Origin of the sequence: Nocardia sp. CWNU-33 (genome assembly GCF_046764895.1) — a bacterium.
Taxonomy (GTDB): Bacteria; Actinomycetota; Actinomycetes; order Mycobacteriales; family Mycobacteriaceae; genus Nocardia.
Window position 1 is genome coordinate 1 of sequence record NZ_JBKOQN010000018.1, and the last position, 15,182, is coordinate 15,182.

The following is a 15,182-nucleotide window of genomic DNA, read 5'->3' on the forward strand; positions in this document are numbered from 1 at the left end:
ACCGCAACCCCGGCATCGACCAGCCGGGTCAGCGGATCACCGAACCGAGCCAGATCCTCCGAAAACGACACGGTCGCCGCAACCTCTCACATCGAGAGTGTTGCGACGACCGCATGAACCCAAGATGTTCCGGGCCGTTTCACTGCCATGCGGGAGCACTTCGGGAACCTTGGCTGAGCTCAGTGTGCTGGATCCACCGATGGTTTCGGGGCGGTGTCGAGCTTTGGAGCTTCGGTCAACGGAAGGCCATCAGAGACACCCAACCGCAATTGGATGGCGCCGCTCGGGTGCTTGCGTGACCATTGAGCGATAGCTATGACAGCAGAGCTCACCGCCATCACGCCCGCGAACCACGCCTTGGACGTGAGACCGGCAGTGGTATAGGAAACCTGGCGGCGTCCGGGCACCGGCGGTGGGCCGCCGTTGCCGGAGGCCCAGCGCATCATCAGCCCGGCTTGGGTGCCTAGATCTCTAAAGGAGCCATACCCGAGCATGCCTCGCACCTCGGACACTTTGCCGTTCATGTGGACGAGAGCGAAGACAACGAAAAGCGCTACTGCTACCGAGGAAACCGCAGTCAAATGAAAAAGTGCCTTGGTACGTGCACGAAGGTTCACCAGTACGGTGCAGATGGTTACGCCGATGGCTACGCAGGCGAGGACGGGCCACGTGCCGTTGATCTTCGCGGCGGGCGCAGATCCCGACCAAAGGCCCACGAGCGAACTGGATATCTGGAATTTCCCGAAGGCGTCCGATTTGATGGAGTCAGAGCCAAAGTTGATGTCGATCCACGGCTCGAAGAGTAAGCCGAATGTGACGACGTTCCGGCTGCAGCGCATAGATAGCCCCTGTTCTCACGGAGCGCGGTGCGGACTTTCACGACTTCGGCCCGATGTCGTCGGGCACGGCTCGGCGGGTCGATCTGTCGATGTTAGGCATTGCTCGCCGGCCCGCCAGTTGGTCGCATCGCTGTCCTCGTTCGAGAGCGGTGCAAGTAAGTGTCAACGCTCGCCGGGTACTGAAACTTATACGCACACAGTACCGTCGTATGCAGGTGCGATGTCGTGATTTGCGTTGCGCGAGTGTGGAACTCATGCGTTCATGTGTCGTTACCGGCACCGCCGACGCGTCCTCGTCCGAATAGGACGTGGCGTAACGCGGCGACATGCCGACGGCATCGGCCCGTTTTCGCGGGTCAACCGTTGGTGCGCAATTCGTCGATCACCTGGGTGGCCTGGTCGAGCAGTTCGGCAGGGCAGCCCCAGTAGTCGTAGATGCCGCCGCGCTCGCGGTTGCTGCCGCAGACCACGAAAACGCCGGTGCCCAGTTGTGTTTTGAGGTGGGTGGCGAGCCAGCCGACGAAGCCGCTGTTGTCGGCGTTCGGCGGGAAGTGAAAGGACCACAGGCCGAATCGTTCTACGCCGGTGTCCGCGAGCGGTGCGGGACGCAGGGTGCTCCAACTGGTTTCGTCGCGGACCACTGCGAGGGTGTCGGGGGTCAGTGCCGGCGGCTGATCGATCGGGGTTTCGTGGAAGGACCAGACGCCTTCGTGCACGACGAACTCGGCGGCCGCGATGACGCGACGCAGCCGTTGTTCGGTCTGCTCGCGGGTTTCGACACTGACGTTGACCATGGTGTCGAGGGTAGGCTTTGCGCGGGCCGGGCCATTCGGTTCACCGGGGTGCACGCTCGGGACATCGGGCGCTATTTGTAGCTGGTCGCCAGTAGCTGGCGCGCAAGTCGACTCGGTTGCTCGACCACTGTCAGCTGCGTCAACACTGATCGCAGGCGCTTGGTGCTGGGGGCGATCGCGGGGGTCGGCGGAACATATCGCTCGGTCCGCCCGACGACCCGATCCGATTGCGGTTCACATGCGTTCAGGTGCGGCGATGCCGAGTAGCCCGAGGCCGTGTTCGAGGGTGCCTGCCGTGAGCCGGCACAGTGCGAGCCGGTTTCCGCGGGTGGGTTCGTCGGCGGTGAGGACGGGACAGTTGTCGTAGAAGGTGGTGAAATCGCGAGCGAGATCGTAGAGGTATCCGCAGAGTCGGTGCGGTTCGAGAGTCGCACCGACCTCGGCGATCGCCGCACCGTAGTTGTCGAGCTCCAGCGCCAGAGCCCGTTCGGCAGGCCGCAGCGCAATGGTCGGGTCGATGAAGGCATTGTGGTCTTCGGCCTTCCGAAGAATGGAACGGATCCTGGCGTGCGCGTACTGGAGGTAGACGCCGGTGTTGCCGTGCACGGCGACCATGCGGTCGAGGTCGAAGGCATAATCCTTCACGCGCGAGGTGGACAGGTCGGCGTACTTCACCGCGCCGATGCCGGACTGCTCGGCAATGCTGTCCAGGTCCGCACAAGGCATGTCGGGGTTCTTTTCGGCGACTACCGCTCTGGCAGTGGCGACTGCCTCGTCGAGCAGTTCTGTCAGCCGCACGGTGCCGCCTGCCCGAGTCTTGAAGGGTCGTCCGTCCGGCCCGAGAACTGTTCCGTAGGAGACGTGTTCGGCATCGATGACATCGGTCAGCCACCCGGCCCTTCGTGCGGTTTCGAAGACGAGTCGGAAGTGCAGTGCCTGCCGGGAGTCGGTGACGTAGAGCAGCCGATCGGCACACAAGGTTTTGATGCGGTAGCGGATGGTGGCGAGATCGGTGGAGTCGTAACCGAATCCGCCGTCGCGCTTGCGGACCATCAGCGGCACGGGTTGGTCATCGGGGCCGGTGACCTCCTCGGAGAACACGACCAGTGCGCCTTCGCTGTCGACAGCAATGCCTTTGTCCACGAGCTCGGCGATGGTCTCGGCCAGCAGCGGGTTGTAGAACGACTCGCCGACATAGTCGTCGGGGGTGAGCAGCACGTCGAGGCGGCGGTAGATGTCGCCGAATGCCTGCTCTGATTCGGTGACGATCTCGCGCCACCTGGCCAGCGTGGCGGGGTCGCCGGATTGCAGCGCTACCACACGGGTTCGGGAACGGTCGGCGAAATCGGAGTCGGTATCGAAGGCGGCACGGGCTGCCTTGTAGAGCCGATCCAGTGCCGAAACCGCCGAGGTGTCGACGGCGAGGTCGGTATGACGCCAGTGCGCCTCTGGGTGTTCGTCGAGGTACTGGATGAGCATTCCGAACTGGGTTCCCCAGTCGCCCAAGTGATTCTGTCGGATCACGTCGGCACCGAGGAATCCGAGTACCCGCGCCAGACTGTCGCCGATGATCGTGGTGCGCAGATGCCCGACATGCATGTCCTTGGCGATGTTGGGAGCCGAGTAGTCGACTACCGTGCGCCGCCCGAGTTCCGAGGCGGCGACGCCGAGGCGATCGTCGGCCAGCCGCGTTGCCACCTGTGCCCAGACCACGCGGTCGGGCACCGTGATGTTGAGGAATCCGGGCCCGGACAACTCCACCGACGCGATGAGATGATCGGCTTCCGTGGCCAGTGCCTCGACGAGCTGTTCTGCGAATTCGGCCGGCTTCAGGTGGAGGCGTTTGGCAAGTGCGAGAGCCGCATTGGATTGGAAGTCAGCGTGCACGGATCGTCGGACAACCGGGTCTGCGCCTGTCATGTCGGGTCGGGTCCTGCTGATCGCCTCGGCGACGATGGCAGCGACCTGACCGAGCAGCGGCAGCACTCCGGGGTTGTACACAGACGATGTCCTCCTGGCTCGTAGGAAAGCGCCATTGTCTCCGGTGGGTCCGAATTGCGCAGGTGGTTTATTGCCGGCCCGAGTGATGGTTGCGCCAGCGGGTCTACCGGTCCCCGCGGCAGGCTCGGCGTTAATCTCTGGTCAATCAGCTCAATGGGAGGCGATATGGCGCGCGGACGGATCCGTGATCCGATTCGGACGCGGGCGGTGATCATCGATGCGCTGCTGGCCGCCTTGGACGCGGGCGAGGTGTCGCCGACCGCGAAGAGTATTGCCGAGCGGGCCGGGGTTTCGCTGCGCAGTATCTTTGTCCATTTCCCGGACCTGGACGAGCTCAAGGCCGCCGCGACGATTCAGCAGACCGATCGTGTCGAACAACTGATCACCGGTGCCGACCCGGACTTGCCGTTGCGCGACCGGGTGGATGCGGTAGTAGTGCAGACCGCGCAAGTGTTCACCCTGCAGCGCCGGATCCGGGTTACCGGCCTCGTCGAATCGCCGAGTGTGCCCATTATCGATGAGCGGATGCGGCGTGGGGATCGCTTGCTGCGCGAACAGCTCGCCCGCACCTTCGCCGACGAGCTCGAGCAGCCCGACGGCGCCGTCGACGAACAACTCCTCGATCTGATCGAGGCCACGACCGCGTGGAGCTTCCGCCACCATCTCGTCGACCGGTGCGGGAGGTCACCCGAGGTGGCCTCCGATGCGGTGCGCCGGACCCTGCTGACGCTGCTCGACGGGACGTGATGGGCCGCGGCCGGTGGTCAGGATCGGTGGATCGGCCCGTGGGAATCCGCGCAGTGCAGGTCTGCCGGGGACGGATCGAGGTCCGAGACATGGTCGACCTGCAGCGTGGTGTGTGCCAGGCCGAACTCGTCGTGCAGGGTTGTTTCGATCGTCGAGCGAGCCGCGTGACAGTCGGCGCCGTCGGTGACGAGGACGTGTGCCGACAGCGAGGGCTGGCCGGAGGTGATCTGCCAGACATGCAGGTCGTGCACCTCGGTCACCTGCGGGATGGTGACGATGCGCGCGCCGATGGCATCGGGGTCGAGGTGTGCGGGCGCGGCCTCGAGGAAAATGCGGCCGGATTCACGGACCAGCGACCAGCCCGCCTTGGCCATCAGGACGGCGACCACCAGTGCGGCGATGGCATCGGCGCGGGCAAAACCGGTCAGCCACACCACCGCACCCGCGATGGCGGTGCCGATGAAGGCGTAGAGGTCGTTGAGGATGTGCTGGAAGGCGCCTTCGACGTTCAAACTGGTGCGGTTGGCGCGGCTGATGCTCCACGCCGCGGCGATATTGACGACGATCCCGACCAGCGCGGTGATCAACACCAACGGACCCGAGACGTCGGGCGGATCGATCAGCCTGCTGATGCCCTCGTACACGAACCACACCGCGAGCAAGAGCAGGGTGATCCCGTTGGCCTGGGCGGACAGTATCTCGACGCGCTTGAACCCGTAGGTGAACCGGCCCGCCGCAGGCCGCCTGGCGAGCCGGATGGCGATCATGGCGAGCACGATCGATGCGGCATCGGTGAGCATGTGCCCGGCATCGGTGATCAGCGCCAGTGAGTGGGCCAGGATGCCGACGACCACCTCGACCATCATGAAGGCGACGATCAGCCCGAGCGATATGGACAGCCAGCGTGGGTCGGAATTCGCCGAAATGCCATGGTCGTGTCCGTGCGAGTGGTCATGCGAATGGCCGTGACCGGCCTTTGCGCCATGATCATGGCCGGAGTGGGGGACTGTCTCCACCGACCGCTTCGACGACACGCACTGCTCTCCCATGGTCGAACGTCCCTTCTGTTTCACGGGCCTGCCGCAGGATAGGGTACCCCATCTTGCATGCATGCGCATGTATGAATATTAAGCGCGTGTCATGCCGTCGCGCCAGGCCTGAAGGTCGGGTGTCGCGGTCCGGCTCGTGCGCTTTCGTGATCATGTGTGGTGCACCGGGATTCGCCGGTCCGGCTACTATGCGGTCTGCGCCTTTCGGGTGATCGAGAACACCGCATCCGGACGGGGCGGGCGGCCCGGAGTCGGGAAGGTCCGATCGCGAGCGTAGAGGGGTTTTCGATGGATAGGCCGGCGTGGGCGCCCGAGGGCGTGGATATGCAGCAGGCGAGCCCGGCACGGATGTATGACGCCTTGCTCGGTGGCTCGCACAACTTCGAGATCGATCGCAAAGCCGCAGAGATGGGTAAGCAACTGGTGCCCGACCTGCCGCGATTGGCGTTGAGCAACCGCGCTTTCCTGCGGCGGGCGGTGCGTTTCCTGGCCGATTCGGGCGTCAGGCAATTCCTCGACATCGGCTCGGGCATCCCGACCGCAGGAAATGTCCATGAGGTCGCGCAGGACATCGACCCGGAGTGCCGGGTGCTGTATGCGGACATCGACCCGGTCGCGGTCGCGCATTCGCGGGCGATCCTGCATGGCAACGACAATGCCACCGCGATCGAGGCCGACCTGCGCAAACCGGACGAGCTGCTGGCTCGCGTCCGGGAAACCGGTGTGATCGACTTCGACAAGCCCGTCGGCGTGCTGCTGATCGCGGTGCTGCACCTGCTCTCGGACGAGGATCGACCCGCCGAGATGGTCGGCCGGCTTCGCGGGGCCGTCCCCACCGGCAGTTATGTCGCGATCTCCCACCTGACCTCGGCGCTGCGTCCCGAAGACGCGGGCAAGCTGGGCGCCAATGCGGCCAACAAGAGCCGGATCGGCATCCACTTCCGTTCTCGGGACGCCATCGCGACTATGTTCGAAGGATGGGAGCTGGTCGAGCCAGGGGTGGTCGAGCTGCCTGCGTGGCGTCCGGAATCCGAGCGCGACCTACACGAGGCACCGGGTCGCTCGCTCGGCTTGGCAGGCGTCGGCTTCAAGGCCTGAGAGGGCGAAGCGAACCGGCAGGGGGTTGGTGGCGTGGGGATGGGTGAGTTGGCGGCGCGATGGGCCGACGCGCTCGATGGCGTCGTCGCGCCGACGCTCACGCGAACCCAGATCGAAGGATTGCTCGCCGAGCAGGCGGAGGCGCTGGTGGCCGCGGTGCGGGGGACAGCCGATGTCGCGGTCGCGCACGATGCCGCGGCGGCGCTCGTCGCCGCCAACTACCGGGATCCAGTGACTGTCAGCCGCTCGATTCCGGTGATCTGTCAGGACATGGTCCGTGAGATCTGCCCGACCCCCACAACCCCCGAGTACGAGCAGATCCGCGATCGGGCGATCGCTGTCGCCGCCGAGTTCGCCGCGGGCTTCACCGGGGCGCTGCGCAGTGCGGCCTTGAATGAACAGGAAACAACGCTGGCAGCCGTGCTGTCGGCTGCTCAGGACGCCGAGGTGCGGCGCCAGTTGTCGGAGGCCAGGTTCGAGGCGGTCTTCGCGGGCGCGTCGGTCGGCATCGGCACCGTCGACATCACCGGCCACGTGCTGGACGTGAACGAGGCCATGGCGGAAATGGTCGGCATGCCGGCGGCCACCATGCCGGGTCTTTCGGCGGCCGAGGTGCTCGGTCCGCAGAACATCGGACCCGCTTACGCGCAACTGGGGCGAATGCTCAGCGGGGCGATCGACCGCTTCCGTCTCGAGACCGACCACGTGCGCCCGGACGGCACCCTGGCCCGCATCGACCTGTCGATGTCCACGGTGCGCGACAGTAGCGGCCGGGTCCGCTTCCTCATCGGCGTCGCCGTCGATGTGACCGAACGCAAGCAGCTCGCCGATCGCCTGTGGCACGACGCGACCCACGACAGCCTCACCGGCCTGCCGAACCGGGTGCTCTTCTTCGATCGGCTGGCCCATGCCACACCCCCGGTGGGGATGTGCTACCTGGATCTCGACGGCTTCAAGAAGATCAACGACGAGTGGGGCCACACCGTCGGCGACCGAGTGTTACGCGACGTCGCGCAGCGACTACAGGCTTCCGTCGAACCGGTTGGCGGCCTGGTAGCCAGAATCGGTGGCGACGAATTCATCGTGCTGGTCGAAAAGTGTTCCGGCCGAAAAGAATTGGACACAGTCGCAGGCGTCCTACTCGCCGCCCTTGCTGCGCCGATGCAGGTTGCCGGACGCCCAATTGTCGTCGGCGCCAGCATTGGCGCGGTATTCGTCGAGGACCGGCCGACGGAGGTCGACGAGCTGATGCATGCGGTCGACACGGCGATGTATCGGAACAAGGCCGCTGGGGTAGCGCGGGGTCGCGGCCAGCGTTTTCAGCTGCCGTAGTGGGTGATTCGTAGTCAGTGGTCCGGAAGTGCCACCGGTGCACTGTATTCCGCGACGCGCGATTCGCTGAACGCGCTCCTTCCCGCGGTCGCCACCACCGCGCCGCCCTCGCTGACCAACCACTGGCCGCATACGCAGCGCAGGTAGCGAACAGAGCCGTGTGACGACACGAGGGCCGGGGCGGGCCAGGAGCATGAGGGGCAGGTGGCGATCATGGGTCCAGCCTGCTGTAATGAGTCAGTGCATTTCAACCCTTACGGAGGCGCGGCGGCCGAACTCGCGGCCCGATTGGTGAACGCCGACCCGGACCAGGATCTCCTCGCGTTGCTCGACGAATCCGGATACAAGCCGCTGAGCACGCTGAATGCTCGCCAAGACGCAGAACTGCGCCGTTGGATCGCCAAACTCGACGCGGCCTTCTCCGCGCCGAGCGTCGAGCTGCTCAACGCACTGCTGGCCGGGACGACGAGTCAGCCGTATATCTCCACCCACGACGGTAGGAAGCCACACCTGCATTTCGCCCGCGAGACCGCGCCCATCGATGAGCGGGTCAAGGCTTACACCGCGGCCGGCTTGGCGGAGCTGTTCTGCGAGGATCCGGCCCGAATCGGACGCTGTGCTCGGGCCGGGTGTGGCCTGGTCTTCGTCGACACCTCCCGCAACGGGCGGCGACGGTTCTGCTCGACGCGCTGCTCGAACCGCGTGCATGTGGCCGAGCATCGAGTTCGTCGTTCGGCCTGACGACGGGTAGGGACTGCGCCGAGGGTGTCCGTGTGGCACGCACACTGCGACACGTCATTCACGGTGCGTCAGATAGGAATTCAGCTCGGCGGCACCGGCCAGCATTGCCCGGCCGCGTTGCGTGAGACGGTCGCGCCAGTCGCCCAGCGTGGCCTCCAGTGGAGCCAGTCCGCCTGCGGTGCGCACTTGGGCGAGGAGCGGGGCGATCTGACTCAAAAGGTATCCGCCACGCCGCAATTGGTGAGCCAGGTGGACGTCGCGGACATCGTCCGGTGTGTAGACGCGATAACCGGTCTCGGGATCGCGGTCCGGCGTGATCAATCCGGCCTGCTCCCATTTCCGCAGCGTCGCCGGTCGGATGCGCAGTTGACGGGCGAGTGGGCCGATGAACATCGCTCCCGTGGGTGGCGATCCCCGCAGATGCGGTGACGTCAGGTCTCGCAGCGCCTTGTCGACCAGGTCGAGTGTCATGCGGTCTTCCAGGAGTTGCGCATGGCTCGCGTCGACCAGCGCGAGCGCGGCCGCGACGGCGTTGTCATTGACGGCCCGCATGATCGCCGTCGCAGTCTGGTGGCCGTGCGCGGGCACCAGAGCGGCGAATGCGCGTAGCGCCTCGGCGTGCAAGGGCGTATAGACGCGGTATCCGGTGGGCGTGCGTTCGGCAGCCGGGAGGATGCCCGCTTCCTCGTAGTTCCGGATCGCCTGCGTGGACAGGCCCTGTGCCCGTGCGAGGTCGACCGGACGAAGTCGTCCGCTACCCATCTCTGTTTGAAGGTTCTACGCATATATCCGTGCTATTCACGAGACAAGTTTATAGAAAGTTCGACGATATGGTCGAAGGCAATCGAGCTGCGGAATGCGGGAACTGTGACTCACACGTCGATCATTACTGCCGGATGGGACCTCGCCGACATCGGTGTCACACTCACCGGCTGTCCAGGGAACGGCTGCCGCGCGCCGACGCCCCGGGACGATCAGGGCGTCGGGTGCGGCATTCGGCTCAGGCGGAGATGATCCCGCTGTAGATCGAGAAGCCACGCCCCTTCGTCCGGCAGGTGAAGCTGCCATGGAACCCGGCTTCACACTTGGCCCCGGCGTGCTCGATGAACGGGCCCCACTGGCCGTCGCCGGTCCTGACGTCGTAGAGGGTCGGGTTGCCGCCCGGCACTGTGCGCGGCGTGCCGCTCATGAAAGTGGGGTGGGCGGGCAGCGACGGCTGGTCGATCACAATGTCGCGCACCGGGAAGAGGAACGGCAGGAACGAGTATTGGATCTGCATGGAGTTCGTCAGATCGCAGCCGACGGTGCCGTCGCCGGTAATGGAGCACTGCATAACGCCGTTGCTGAAATGCACGGTGTTCCCGTCATCGGCCTGTGCGGTACCAGCCAGCAGGGCCGGGGCCACCACCGCGGCCGCGAACACACCGGCGAACCTCTTGATGATGCGCTTCATGCAATCTCCTCGATGATTTCGATGGGTGCAGATAAACGAATTCCCGGGTCTGTCGATCGTCACGAAGTATTCGTTTCGGCCATCAATGAAGATTGCGCGCAGTCCCACTCGCGCCGACATGCCCACTGTTACCGAATTGTTATGTTATCTGCGTCTCGAGACGTCACTCTCCGGCATATGTTGTTGCCCACAACATATTAGCTCGACGCAGTGCCGGAGTCCTTCCGACGGGTCGTCGGTTGTTCCAGGAAGGTTCCTCCAGATGCAGACTAAAAGCCAGGTCTCGTTCGGAAAAAACAGGCACGGACGGGCGCGGGTCGGGGCTCTGGCGGTGGGGTTGGTCGGGGTGTTGGCGCTCACCGCCTGCGGCGCGAACTCTTCGCGTAACGACGGGGGCAGCGAAACCAAGTCCGGCGGTGGGAAGAACGGGACGATCGGGGTGATCCTGCCCGAGACCGCGACGTCGGCCCGGTGGGAGGGCTTCGACAAACCGATGCTCGAGAAGGCTCTGAGTGCGCAGGGGTTCGATGCCGATGTGCAGAACGCCCAGGGCGAGGTGCAGAAGTTCACTACCTTGGCGGACGGCATGATCGCCAAGGGCGTGAAGGTGTTGATCATTGCGGCGATCAACAGCGAAGTCGGCGGCGCGGTTGCGGCCAAGGCGAAGAAGGCCGGGATTCCGACGATCGACTACGACCGGCTCAACCTCGGTGGATCCTCGGACTACTACGTCTCGTTCGACAATGTGCGGGTCGGGCAGTTGCAGGGGCAGGGGTTGGCCGATGCGCTGAAGGACAAGCCCGGCGGGCAGGTGATCGAGATCGAAGGGGCCCCGACCGACAACAACGCAACGCTGTTCCACGACGGGCAGCGGAAAGTTCTGCAGCCGCTGTACGACTCGGGCGCGCTGAAGCTGGTCCAGAGCCAGCCGATCGATGGATGGAACAACCAGAAGGGGGGCACCACCTTCGAACAGATACTGACCACGAATGTCGGGAAGGTCGATGGCGTGGTCGCCGCCAACGACGGTCTTGCCGGTGCGGTGATCACTGTGCTCAAGAAGAACGGGCTCAATGGGAAGGTGCCGGTGACCGGGCAGGATGCGACGGCCGAAGGACTGAAGGCGATCCTGCGCGGGGACCAGTACATGACCGTGTTCAAGCCGATCCAGCAGGAGGCCGATGCGGTCGCCAAACTTGCTGTCGCACTCGCCAATAACGACAAAGCGGCGGCGGATGCGCTTGCCACCGGCGTGAGTCAGGACGCAAAAGGCAAGCGTGAGGTCAGGTCCGTGCTGCTGGAGCCGTTCACGATCACCCGGCCGAACGTCAAGCGGGTAGTCGCCGAAGGCTATGTCCCGGCGCGCGAGATCTGTGGCGGCGACCTGCAGGCGGCCTGCACCGAGCTCGGTATTTCCTGAGGCGCCGAGCATGAGTGAGCCGCTTCTTCAGATCACCGGTCTCAACAAGAGTTTCGGACCGGTCCATGTCCTGCACGATGTGGATTTCACGGCGCCGGCCGGTGAGGTCACCGCCCTCGTCGGGGACAACGGTGCAGGCAAGTCCACATTGGTGAAATGCATTGCCGGCATTCATGCTTTCGACTCCGGGACGGTGCGGTACCGGGGCGAGCCGGTGCACATCCGCGGTCCGAAGGACGCAGCGGAGCTCGGCATCGAGGTCGTGTACCAGGATCTCGCGCTGGCCGACAATCTCGACATCGTGCAGAACATGTTTCTCGGCCGGGAGCGCGGACGTCCGTGGCTGCTGGACGAGGCGAGCATGGAGGAGGCGGCGCGGCAGACGCTGGCATCACTGTCGGTGCGCACCGTGAAATCGGTGCGCACCCCGGTGTCGGCGCTGTCGGGCGGGCAGCGTCAAACGGTCGCCATCGCGAAATCGGTGCTCTGGAACAGCAATCTGGTGCTGCTCGACGAGCCGACGGCCGCGCTCGGCGTCGCGCAGACCCGGCAGGTCCTCGACTTGGTCCGGCGGCTCGCCGAACAGGGGCTCGGCGTAGTGCTGATCAGCCACAACATGGCCGACGTCTTCGAGGTCGCCGACCGGATCTCGGTGCTGTATCTGGGGCGGATGGCGGCCGAGGTGCACACCAAGGACGTGACCCACAGTCAGGTCGTCGAACTGATCACCGCGGGACGTTCCGGCGATCTGGGGCTGGCTCGACCGGAATCCGCGGTGCTATGAACGAGCGTGCTGTGAACGAGAAAGACAATGTAATGACGAATACTTCCGTGGTCCCGACGACAACGGCGGTCGCCGACTTCGGGATCGACACCACCACGCAGTCCACCGCGGATGCGGTCCGCGAGTATCTGTCCCGGCTGCGCGGCGGCGATATCGGCTCGCTGCCCGCGCTGCTCGGACTTGTCGCGCTCGTCATCATGTTCTCGGCGTTGTCGGATGTGTTCTTCTCGCTCAACAACATCGCGAACCTGCTCGCGCAGGGCGCGGGGCAGACGATCATCGCCATCGGGATCGTCTTCGTGTTGTTGATCGGGGAGATCGACCTGTCGGCGGGCACGGCGTCGGGCGTCGCGGGCGCGGTGCTGGCGATGCACTATGTCGAGAACGGAAACCTGCTCGCCGGCATGGGTTCGACGGTGTTCATCATCTTCGTCGCAATGCTGATACTGGCGGCTGTCCTGGCCGGGCTGCTACGGATCTGGCCCGGCGTCGCGGTGTCGCTGCTCGGTCTCGCGCTGACCGTGTCGGGGCTGGAAGCGAATCCCTGGATCGAGATGCTGCTCGCGGTGTGTGTCGGCACGGCGATCGGCTGCATCACCGGGTTCCTCATCGCCAAGATCGGCATGCCGTCCTTCGTGGTGACCCTCGCACTGTTCCTGGCGTGGCAGGGTGTGATTCTGCAGCTGATCGGTGAGGGCGGCGTGCTGGGCATCAGCTCCTCGACGGTGCTGGATCGGGTGGCCAACGGCAACCTGTCGACGGTGGGCAGCTGGGCGCTATTCGTCGTGGCGGCAGGGGGGTATGCGGCGCTCACCATCGGCAGACATGTCTTGCGTTTGCGGCGTGGTCTGGTGACCCAGCCGACGCCGCTTGTGGTGGTCAAGGTTTCGGTGTTGACCGTCTTGGCGGCGGTGGCCACCGCCCTGCTCACGATCAACAGATCGCGCAACGACGCCATCGAGATCCGTGGTGTGCCCTACGTTGTGCCGATTGTCTTGGCGCTGTTGGTCATCGGGACCTATGTCCTCAACAGGACGACCTATGGCAGGCACATCTACGCGGTCGGCGGCAATCGCGAGGCCGCGCGCCGGGCCGGCATCAATGTCACTCGGATCCGGGCGAGCGTTTTCGTGGTGTGCTCGTCGTGCGCGGCCGTCGGCGCGATCGTGTACTCGTCCAAGGTCGGCTCGGTCGACCCGCAGGCGGGCGGGCTCAACACTTTGCTGTTCGCGGTCGGTGCCGCGGTGATCGGCGGCACCTCGCTGTTCGGCGGCAAGGGCCGGGTCGCGGACGCGGTGATCGGCGGCACGGTGCTCGCCGTCGTCGCCAATGGGCTCGGGCTGCTCGAGCAGCCCGCCGCGGTGGTCGCCATCGTCACCGGTCTGGTGCTGTTGCTGGCCGCAACCGTCGACGCGCTGACGCGCCGCCGTGCGGCCACTACGGAAGGTTGAGTGCGGGTGATGGTATCCCTGAGGGCATGACCAGCCCCGCCGTCGCCCGCCCTGACGAGTTGCGACGCGTCAACCGGGCGATCCTGCTGCGCCGGTTGCACGCGGGCGGCCCGGCGACGCGGGCGGCCTTGGCAACGGAACTCGGTCTCAACCGTTCCACCATCAAGATGCTGGTGGACGGGCTTGCCGAGACCGGAGTGGTGGAGGAGCGGGTGCCTCGGCTCGCGCGTGGTGCGGGCAGACCGTCACTGCTGGTGCTGCCGCAACCGCAGGCGGTGGTCGTGCTGGCGGTGGATGTGCAGGTGGAGCATGTCGGGATCGCGTTGATCGGGCTCGGTGGCCAGATCCTCGGCCGCGACAGCTGGAATCTGCGTGGGCGGCAACGGGAATCGAGCGAGGTGATGACCCATGTCGCGGAATCCGCGGCGCTGCTCAGCAGCGACCTCGGCCTGCGCCCCGCCGCCGCCGGTATCTCGGTGCCGGGCGTGGTGCGGCGTTCCGACGGGCATGTGCACGATGCGGCCAATCTCAATTGGGTCGATGTCGCGCTCGGCGATCGGATGACCACGCTGCTCGGGGTTCCCGTTGTCGTCGGCAACGATGCGGAGTTCGGTGCGCTGGCCGAGCATCTGCGCGGCGTCGGGCGTGGTGTTTCGGACGCGGTCTTCGTGTCGGCGGACATCGGCGTCGGTGGGGGACTGATCGCGCAGGGTTCGCTGTTACGCGGTGCGGCAGGGTATCTCGGCGAGATCGGCCATATGACCGTGCGGCCGGGGGGCCGCCCGTGCCACTGTGGCAACGAGGGCTGCTGGGAGACCGAGGTCGGCGAGGCCGCACTGACCAGAGCGCTCGGCCTTGCCGCGGACAGCCCGCGCGGCGCGATTGTTGCGGAACTGCGTGCGCTGGAACGCAATTACTGCGCGGTCGACCGACTCGGCGAATACATCGACTGGCTGGCTCTCGGTCTGGTGAACGTGGTCAACATCCTCGGCCCCGAACTCGTCGTCCTCGGCGACCTGCTCACCGCGCTGCCCGACGCTGTTGTGGAGCGGGCCGCCGAGCAGGTGCGTCGCCGCAGCATGGTGAGCCGGGCGATCGGCGGCGTTCGAGTCGAAAAGTCTTCTCTCGGACCGGATCTGAAACTTCTCGGTGCGGCGGAGGCGGCATTCGAGGGAGTTCTCGGCACGGTCTGAGCGCCGCTTCGCACCGCCGTGACCGGCCGGCTCGTCGGCTGCTCGAATCAATACACCCGAGTGTCAACGCCTTCGGCCGACCCGCACCCGAGCGGTCGCTTGGCCTGCTGACCTGCAGCTTTACTTGCATCGAGATCCGTGACATGCTATCGCGATTCGATCGCGGGGGTCGCGATCAGGGGCGAGGGGGTTGTTGTATGGACAGGTATCCCAGGTCGTTGTCGCGCGCGCCACGCAGCGAGCCACCGCTGCGGCCGTGCCGGCCATCGCGTCGAACAAC

At 65.5% G+C, this 15,182-nt stretch carries 14 protein-coding genes; 8 read left to right on the forward strand and 6 right to left on the reverse strand.

Going from position 1 to position 15,182, the window contains the following annotated elements:
* Window positions 1-179 precede the first annotated feature (179 nt).
* The 3 genes from ACLMAL_RS23235 to argS all read right to left on the reverse strand — a co-directional run bounded on the left by ACLMAL_RS23235 (window position 180) and on the right by argS (window position 3,634).
* Complete coding sequence (locus ACLMAL_RS23235; protein ID WP_412001001.1) at window positions 180-839, reverse strand: hypothetical protein; 660 nt, start codon at window positions 837-839, stop codon at window positions 180-182.
* Window positions 840-1,195: 356 nt separating this feature from the next.
* Window positions 1,196-1,633 (reverse strand): DUF6196 family protein, encoded by a 438-nt coding sequence (locus tag ACLMAL_RS23240; RefSeq protein ID WP_412001002.1) that lies wholly within the window; start codon window positions 1,631-1,633, stop codon window positions 1,196-1,198.
* A 234-nt stretch (window positions 1,634-1,867) separates the two neighbouring features.
* On the reverse strand, window positions 1,868-3,634 hold the full coding sequence (gene argS / locus ACLMAL_RS23245) for an arginine--tRNA ligase (RefSeq protein ID WP_412001003.1): 1,767 nt from the start codon (window positions 3,632-3,634) through the stop codon (window positions 1,868-1,870).
* A gap of 165 nt (window positions 3,635-3,799) precedes the next feature.
* Between argS and ACLMAL_RS23250 the strand changes: the two genes are divergently transcribed.
* Window positions 3,800-4,381 (forward strand): TetR/AcrR family transcriptional regulator, encoded by a 582-nt coding sequence (locus ACLMAL_RS23250; RefSeq protein ID WP_412001004.1) that lies wholly within the window; start codon window positions 3,800-3,802, stop codon window positions 4,379-4,381.
* A gap of 17 nt (window positions 4,382-4,398) precedes the next feature.
* Here ACLMAL_RS23250 and ACLMAL_RS23255 read toward each other — a convergent pair whose 3' ends face one another.
* On the reverse strand, window positions 4,399-5,307 hold the full coding sequence (locus tag ACLMAL_RS23255) for a cation diffusion facilitator family transporter (RefSeq protein WP_412001119.1): 909 nt from the start codon (window positions 5,305-5,307) through the stop codon (window positions 4,399-4,401).
* A 411-nt stretch (window positions 5,308-5,718) separates the two neighbouring features.
* On the opposite strand from ACLMAL_RS23255, the gene ACLMAL_RS23260 reads away from it, so the two are divergent.
* From ACLMAL_RS23260 to ACLMAL_RS23270, 3 genes are all read left to right on the forward strand, one after another.
* Entirely contained in the window at window positions 5,719-6,528 is an 810-nt protein-coding gene (locus ACLMAL_RS23260) for an SAM-dependent methyltransferase (RefSeq protein ID WP_412001005.1), read from the forward strand.
* Between the two features lie 39 nt (window positions 6,529-6,567).
* Window positions 6,568-7,860 carry a diguanylate cyclase domain-containing protein gene (locus ACLMAL_RS23265; protein ID WP_412001006.1) on the forward strand — a complete coding sequence of 431 codons (1,293 nt, stop codon included), beginning with the start codon at window positions 6,568-6,570 and terminating at the stop codon, window positions 7,858-7,860.
* Between the two features lie 240 nt (window positions 7,861-8,100).
* Entirely contained in the window at window positions 8,101-8,601 is a 501-nt protein-coding gene (locus ACLMAL_RS23270; protein WP_412001007.1) for a CGNR zinc finger domain-containing protein, read from the forward strand.
* Window positions 8,602-8,655: 54 nt separating this feature from the next.
* On the opposite strand, the gene ACLMAL_RS23275 is transcribed toward ACLMAL_RS23270, so the two are convergent.
* Complete coding sequence (locus ACLMAL_RS23275) at window positions 8,656-9,363, reverse strand: TioE family transcriptional regulator (RefSeq protein ID WP_412001008.1); 708 nt, start codon at window positions 9,361-9,363, stop codon at window positions 8,656-8,658.
* A gap of 238 nt (window positions 9,364-9,601) precedes the next feature.
* Window positions 9,602-10,054 carry a hypothetical protein gene (locus ACLMAL_RS23280; RefSeq protein WP_412001009.1) on the reverse strand — a complete coding sequence of 151 codons (453 nt, stop codon included), beginning with the start codon at window positions 10,052-10,054 and terminating at the stop codon, window positions 9,602-9,604.
* A 25-nt stretch (window positions 10,055-10,079) separates the two neighbouring features.
* Here ACLMAL_RS23280 and ACLMAL_RS23285 point away from each other — a divergent pair, with 25 nt between their 5' ends.
* From ACLMAL_RS23285 to ACLMAL_RS23300, 4 genes are read left to right on the forward strand one after another with little or no spacing between them, the layout of a single operon-like run.
* On the forward strand, window positions 10,080-11,474 hold the full coding sequence (locus ACLMAL_RS23285) for a sugar ABC transporter substrate-binding protein (protein ID WP_412001010.1): 1,395 nt from the start codon (window positions 10,080-10,082) through the stop codon (window positions 11,472-11,474).
* A gap of 10 nt (window positions 11,475-11,484) precedes the next feature.
* Complete coding sequence (locus tag ACLMAL_RS23290) at window positions 11,485-12,258, forward strand: ATP-binding cassette domain-containing protein (RefSeq protein WP_328410091.1); 774 nt, start codon at window positions 11,485-11,487, stop codon at window positions 12,256-12,258.
* Window positions 12,259-12,290: 32 nt separating this feature from the next.
* Entirely contained in the window at window positions 12,291-13,709 is a 1,419-nt protein-coding gene (locus ACLMAL_RS23295; RefSeq protein ID WP_328410093.1) for an ABC transporter permease subunit, read from the forward strand.
* A 26-nt stretch (window positions 13,710-13,735) separates the two neighbouring features.
* Complete coding sequence (locus tag ACLMAL_RS23300) at window positions 13,736-14,902, forward strand: ROK family protein (protein ID WP_412001011.1); 1,167 nt, start codon at window positions 13,736-13,738, stop codon at window positions 14,900-14,902.
* Window positions 14,903-15,182 lie beyond the last annotated feature (280 nt).

What these genes read in the sequence shown, in the direction of transcription:
- ACLMAL_RS23290 (WP_328410091.1), top strand. Translation starts at nt 11,485, where the DNA reads ATGAGTGAGCCGCTTCTTCAGATCACCGGTCTCAACAAGAGTTTCGGA.
- ACLMAL_RS23250 (WP_412001004.1), top strand. Translation starts at nt 3,800, where the DNA reads ATGGCGCGCGGACGGATCCGTGATCCGATTCGGACGCGGGCGGTGATC.
- ACLMAL_RS23260 (WP_412001005.1), top strand. Translation starts at nt 5,719, where the DNA reads ATGGATAGGCCGGCGTGGGCGCCCGAGGGCGTGGATATGCAGCAGGCG.
- ACLMAL_RS23275 (WP_412001008.1), bottom strand. Translation starts at nt 9,363, where the DNA reads ATGGGTAGCGGACGACTTCGTCCGGTCGACCTCGCACGGGCACAGGGC.
- ACLMAL_RS23300 (WP_412001011.1), top strand. Translation starts at nt 13,736, where the DNA reads ATGACCAGCCCCGCCGTCGCCCGCCCTGACGAGTTGCGACGCGTCAAC.
- ACLMAL_RS23265 (WP_412001006.1), top strand. Translation starts at nt 6,568, where the DNA reads ATGGGTGAGTTGGCGGCGCGATGGGCCGACGCGCTCGATGGCGTCGTC.
- ACLMAL_RS23280 (WP_412001009.1), bottom strand. Translation starts at nt 10,054, where the DNA reads ATGAAGCGCATCATCAAGAGGTTCGCCGGTGTGTTCGCGGCCGCGGTG.
- ACLMAL_RS23295 (WP_328410093.1), top strand. Translation starts at nt 12,291, where the DNA reads ATGACGAATACTTCCGTGGTCCCGACGACAACGGCGGTCGCCGACTTC.
- ACLMAL_RS23235 (WP_412001001.1), bottom strand. Translation starts at nt 839, where the DNA reads ATGCGCTGCAGCCGGAACGTCGTCACATTCGGCTTACTCTTCGAGCCG.
- ACLMAL_RS23240 (WP_412001002.1), bottom strand. Translation starts at nt 1,633, where the DNA reads ATGGTCAACGTCAGTGTCGAAACCCGCGAGCAGACCGAACAACGGCTG.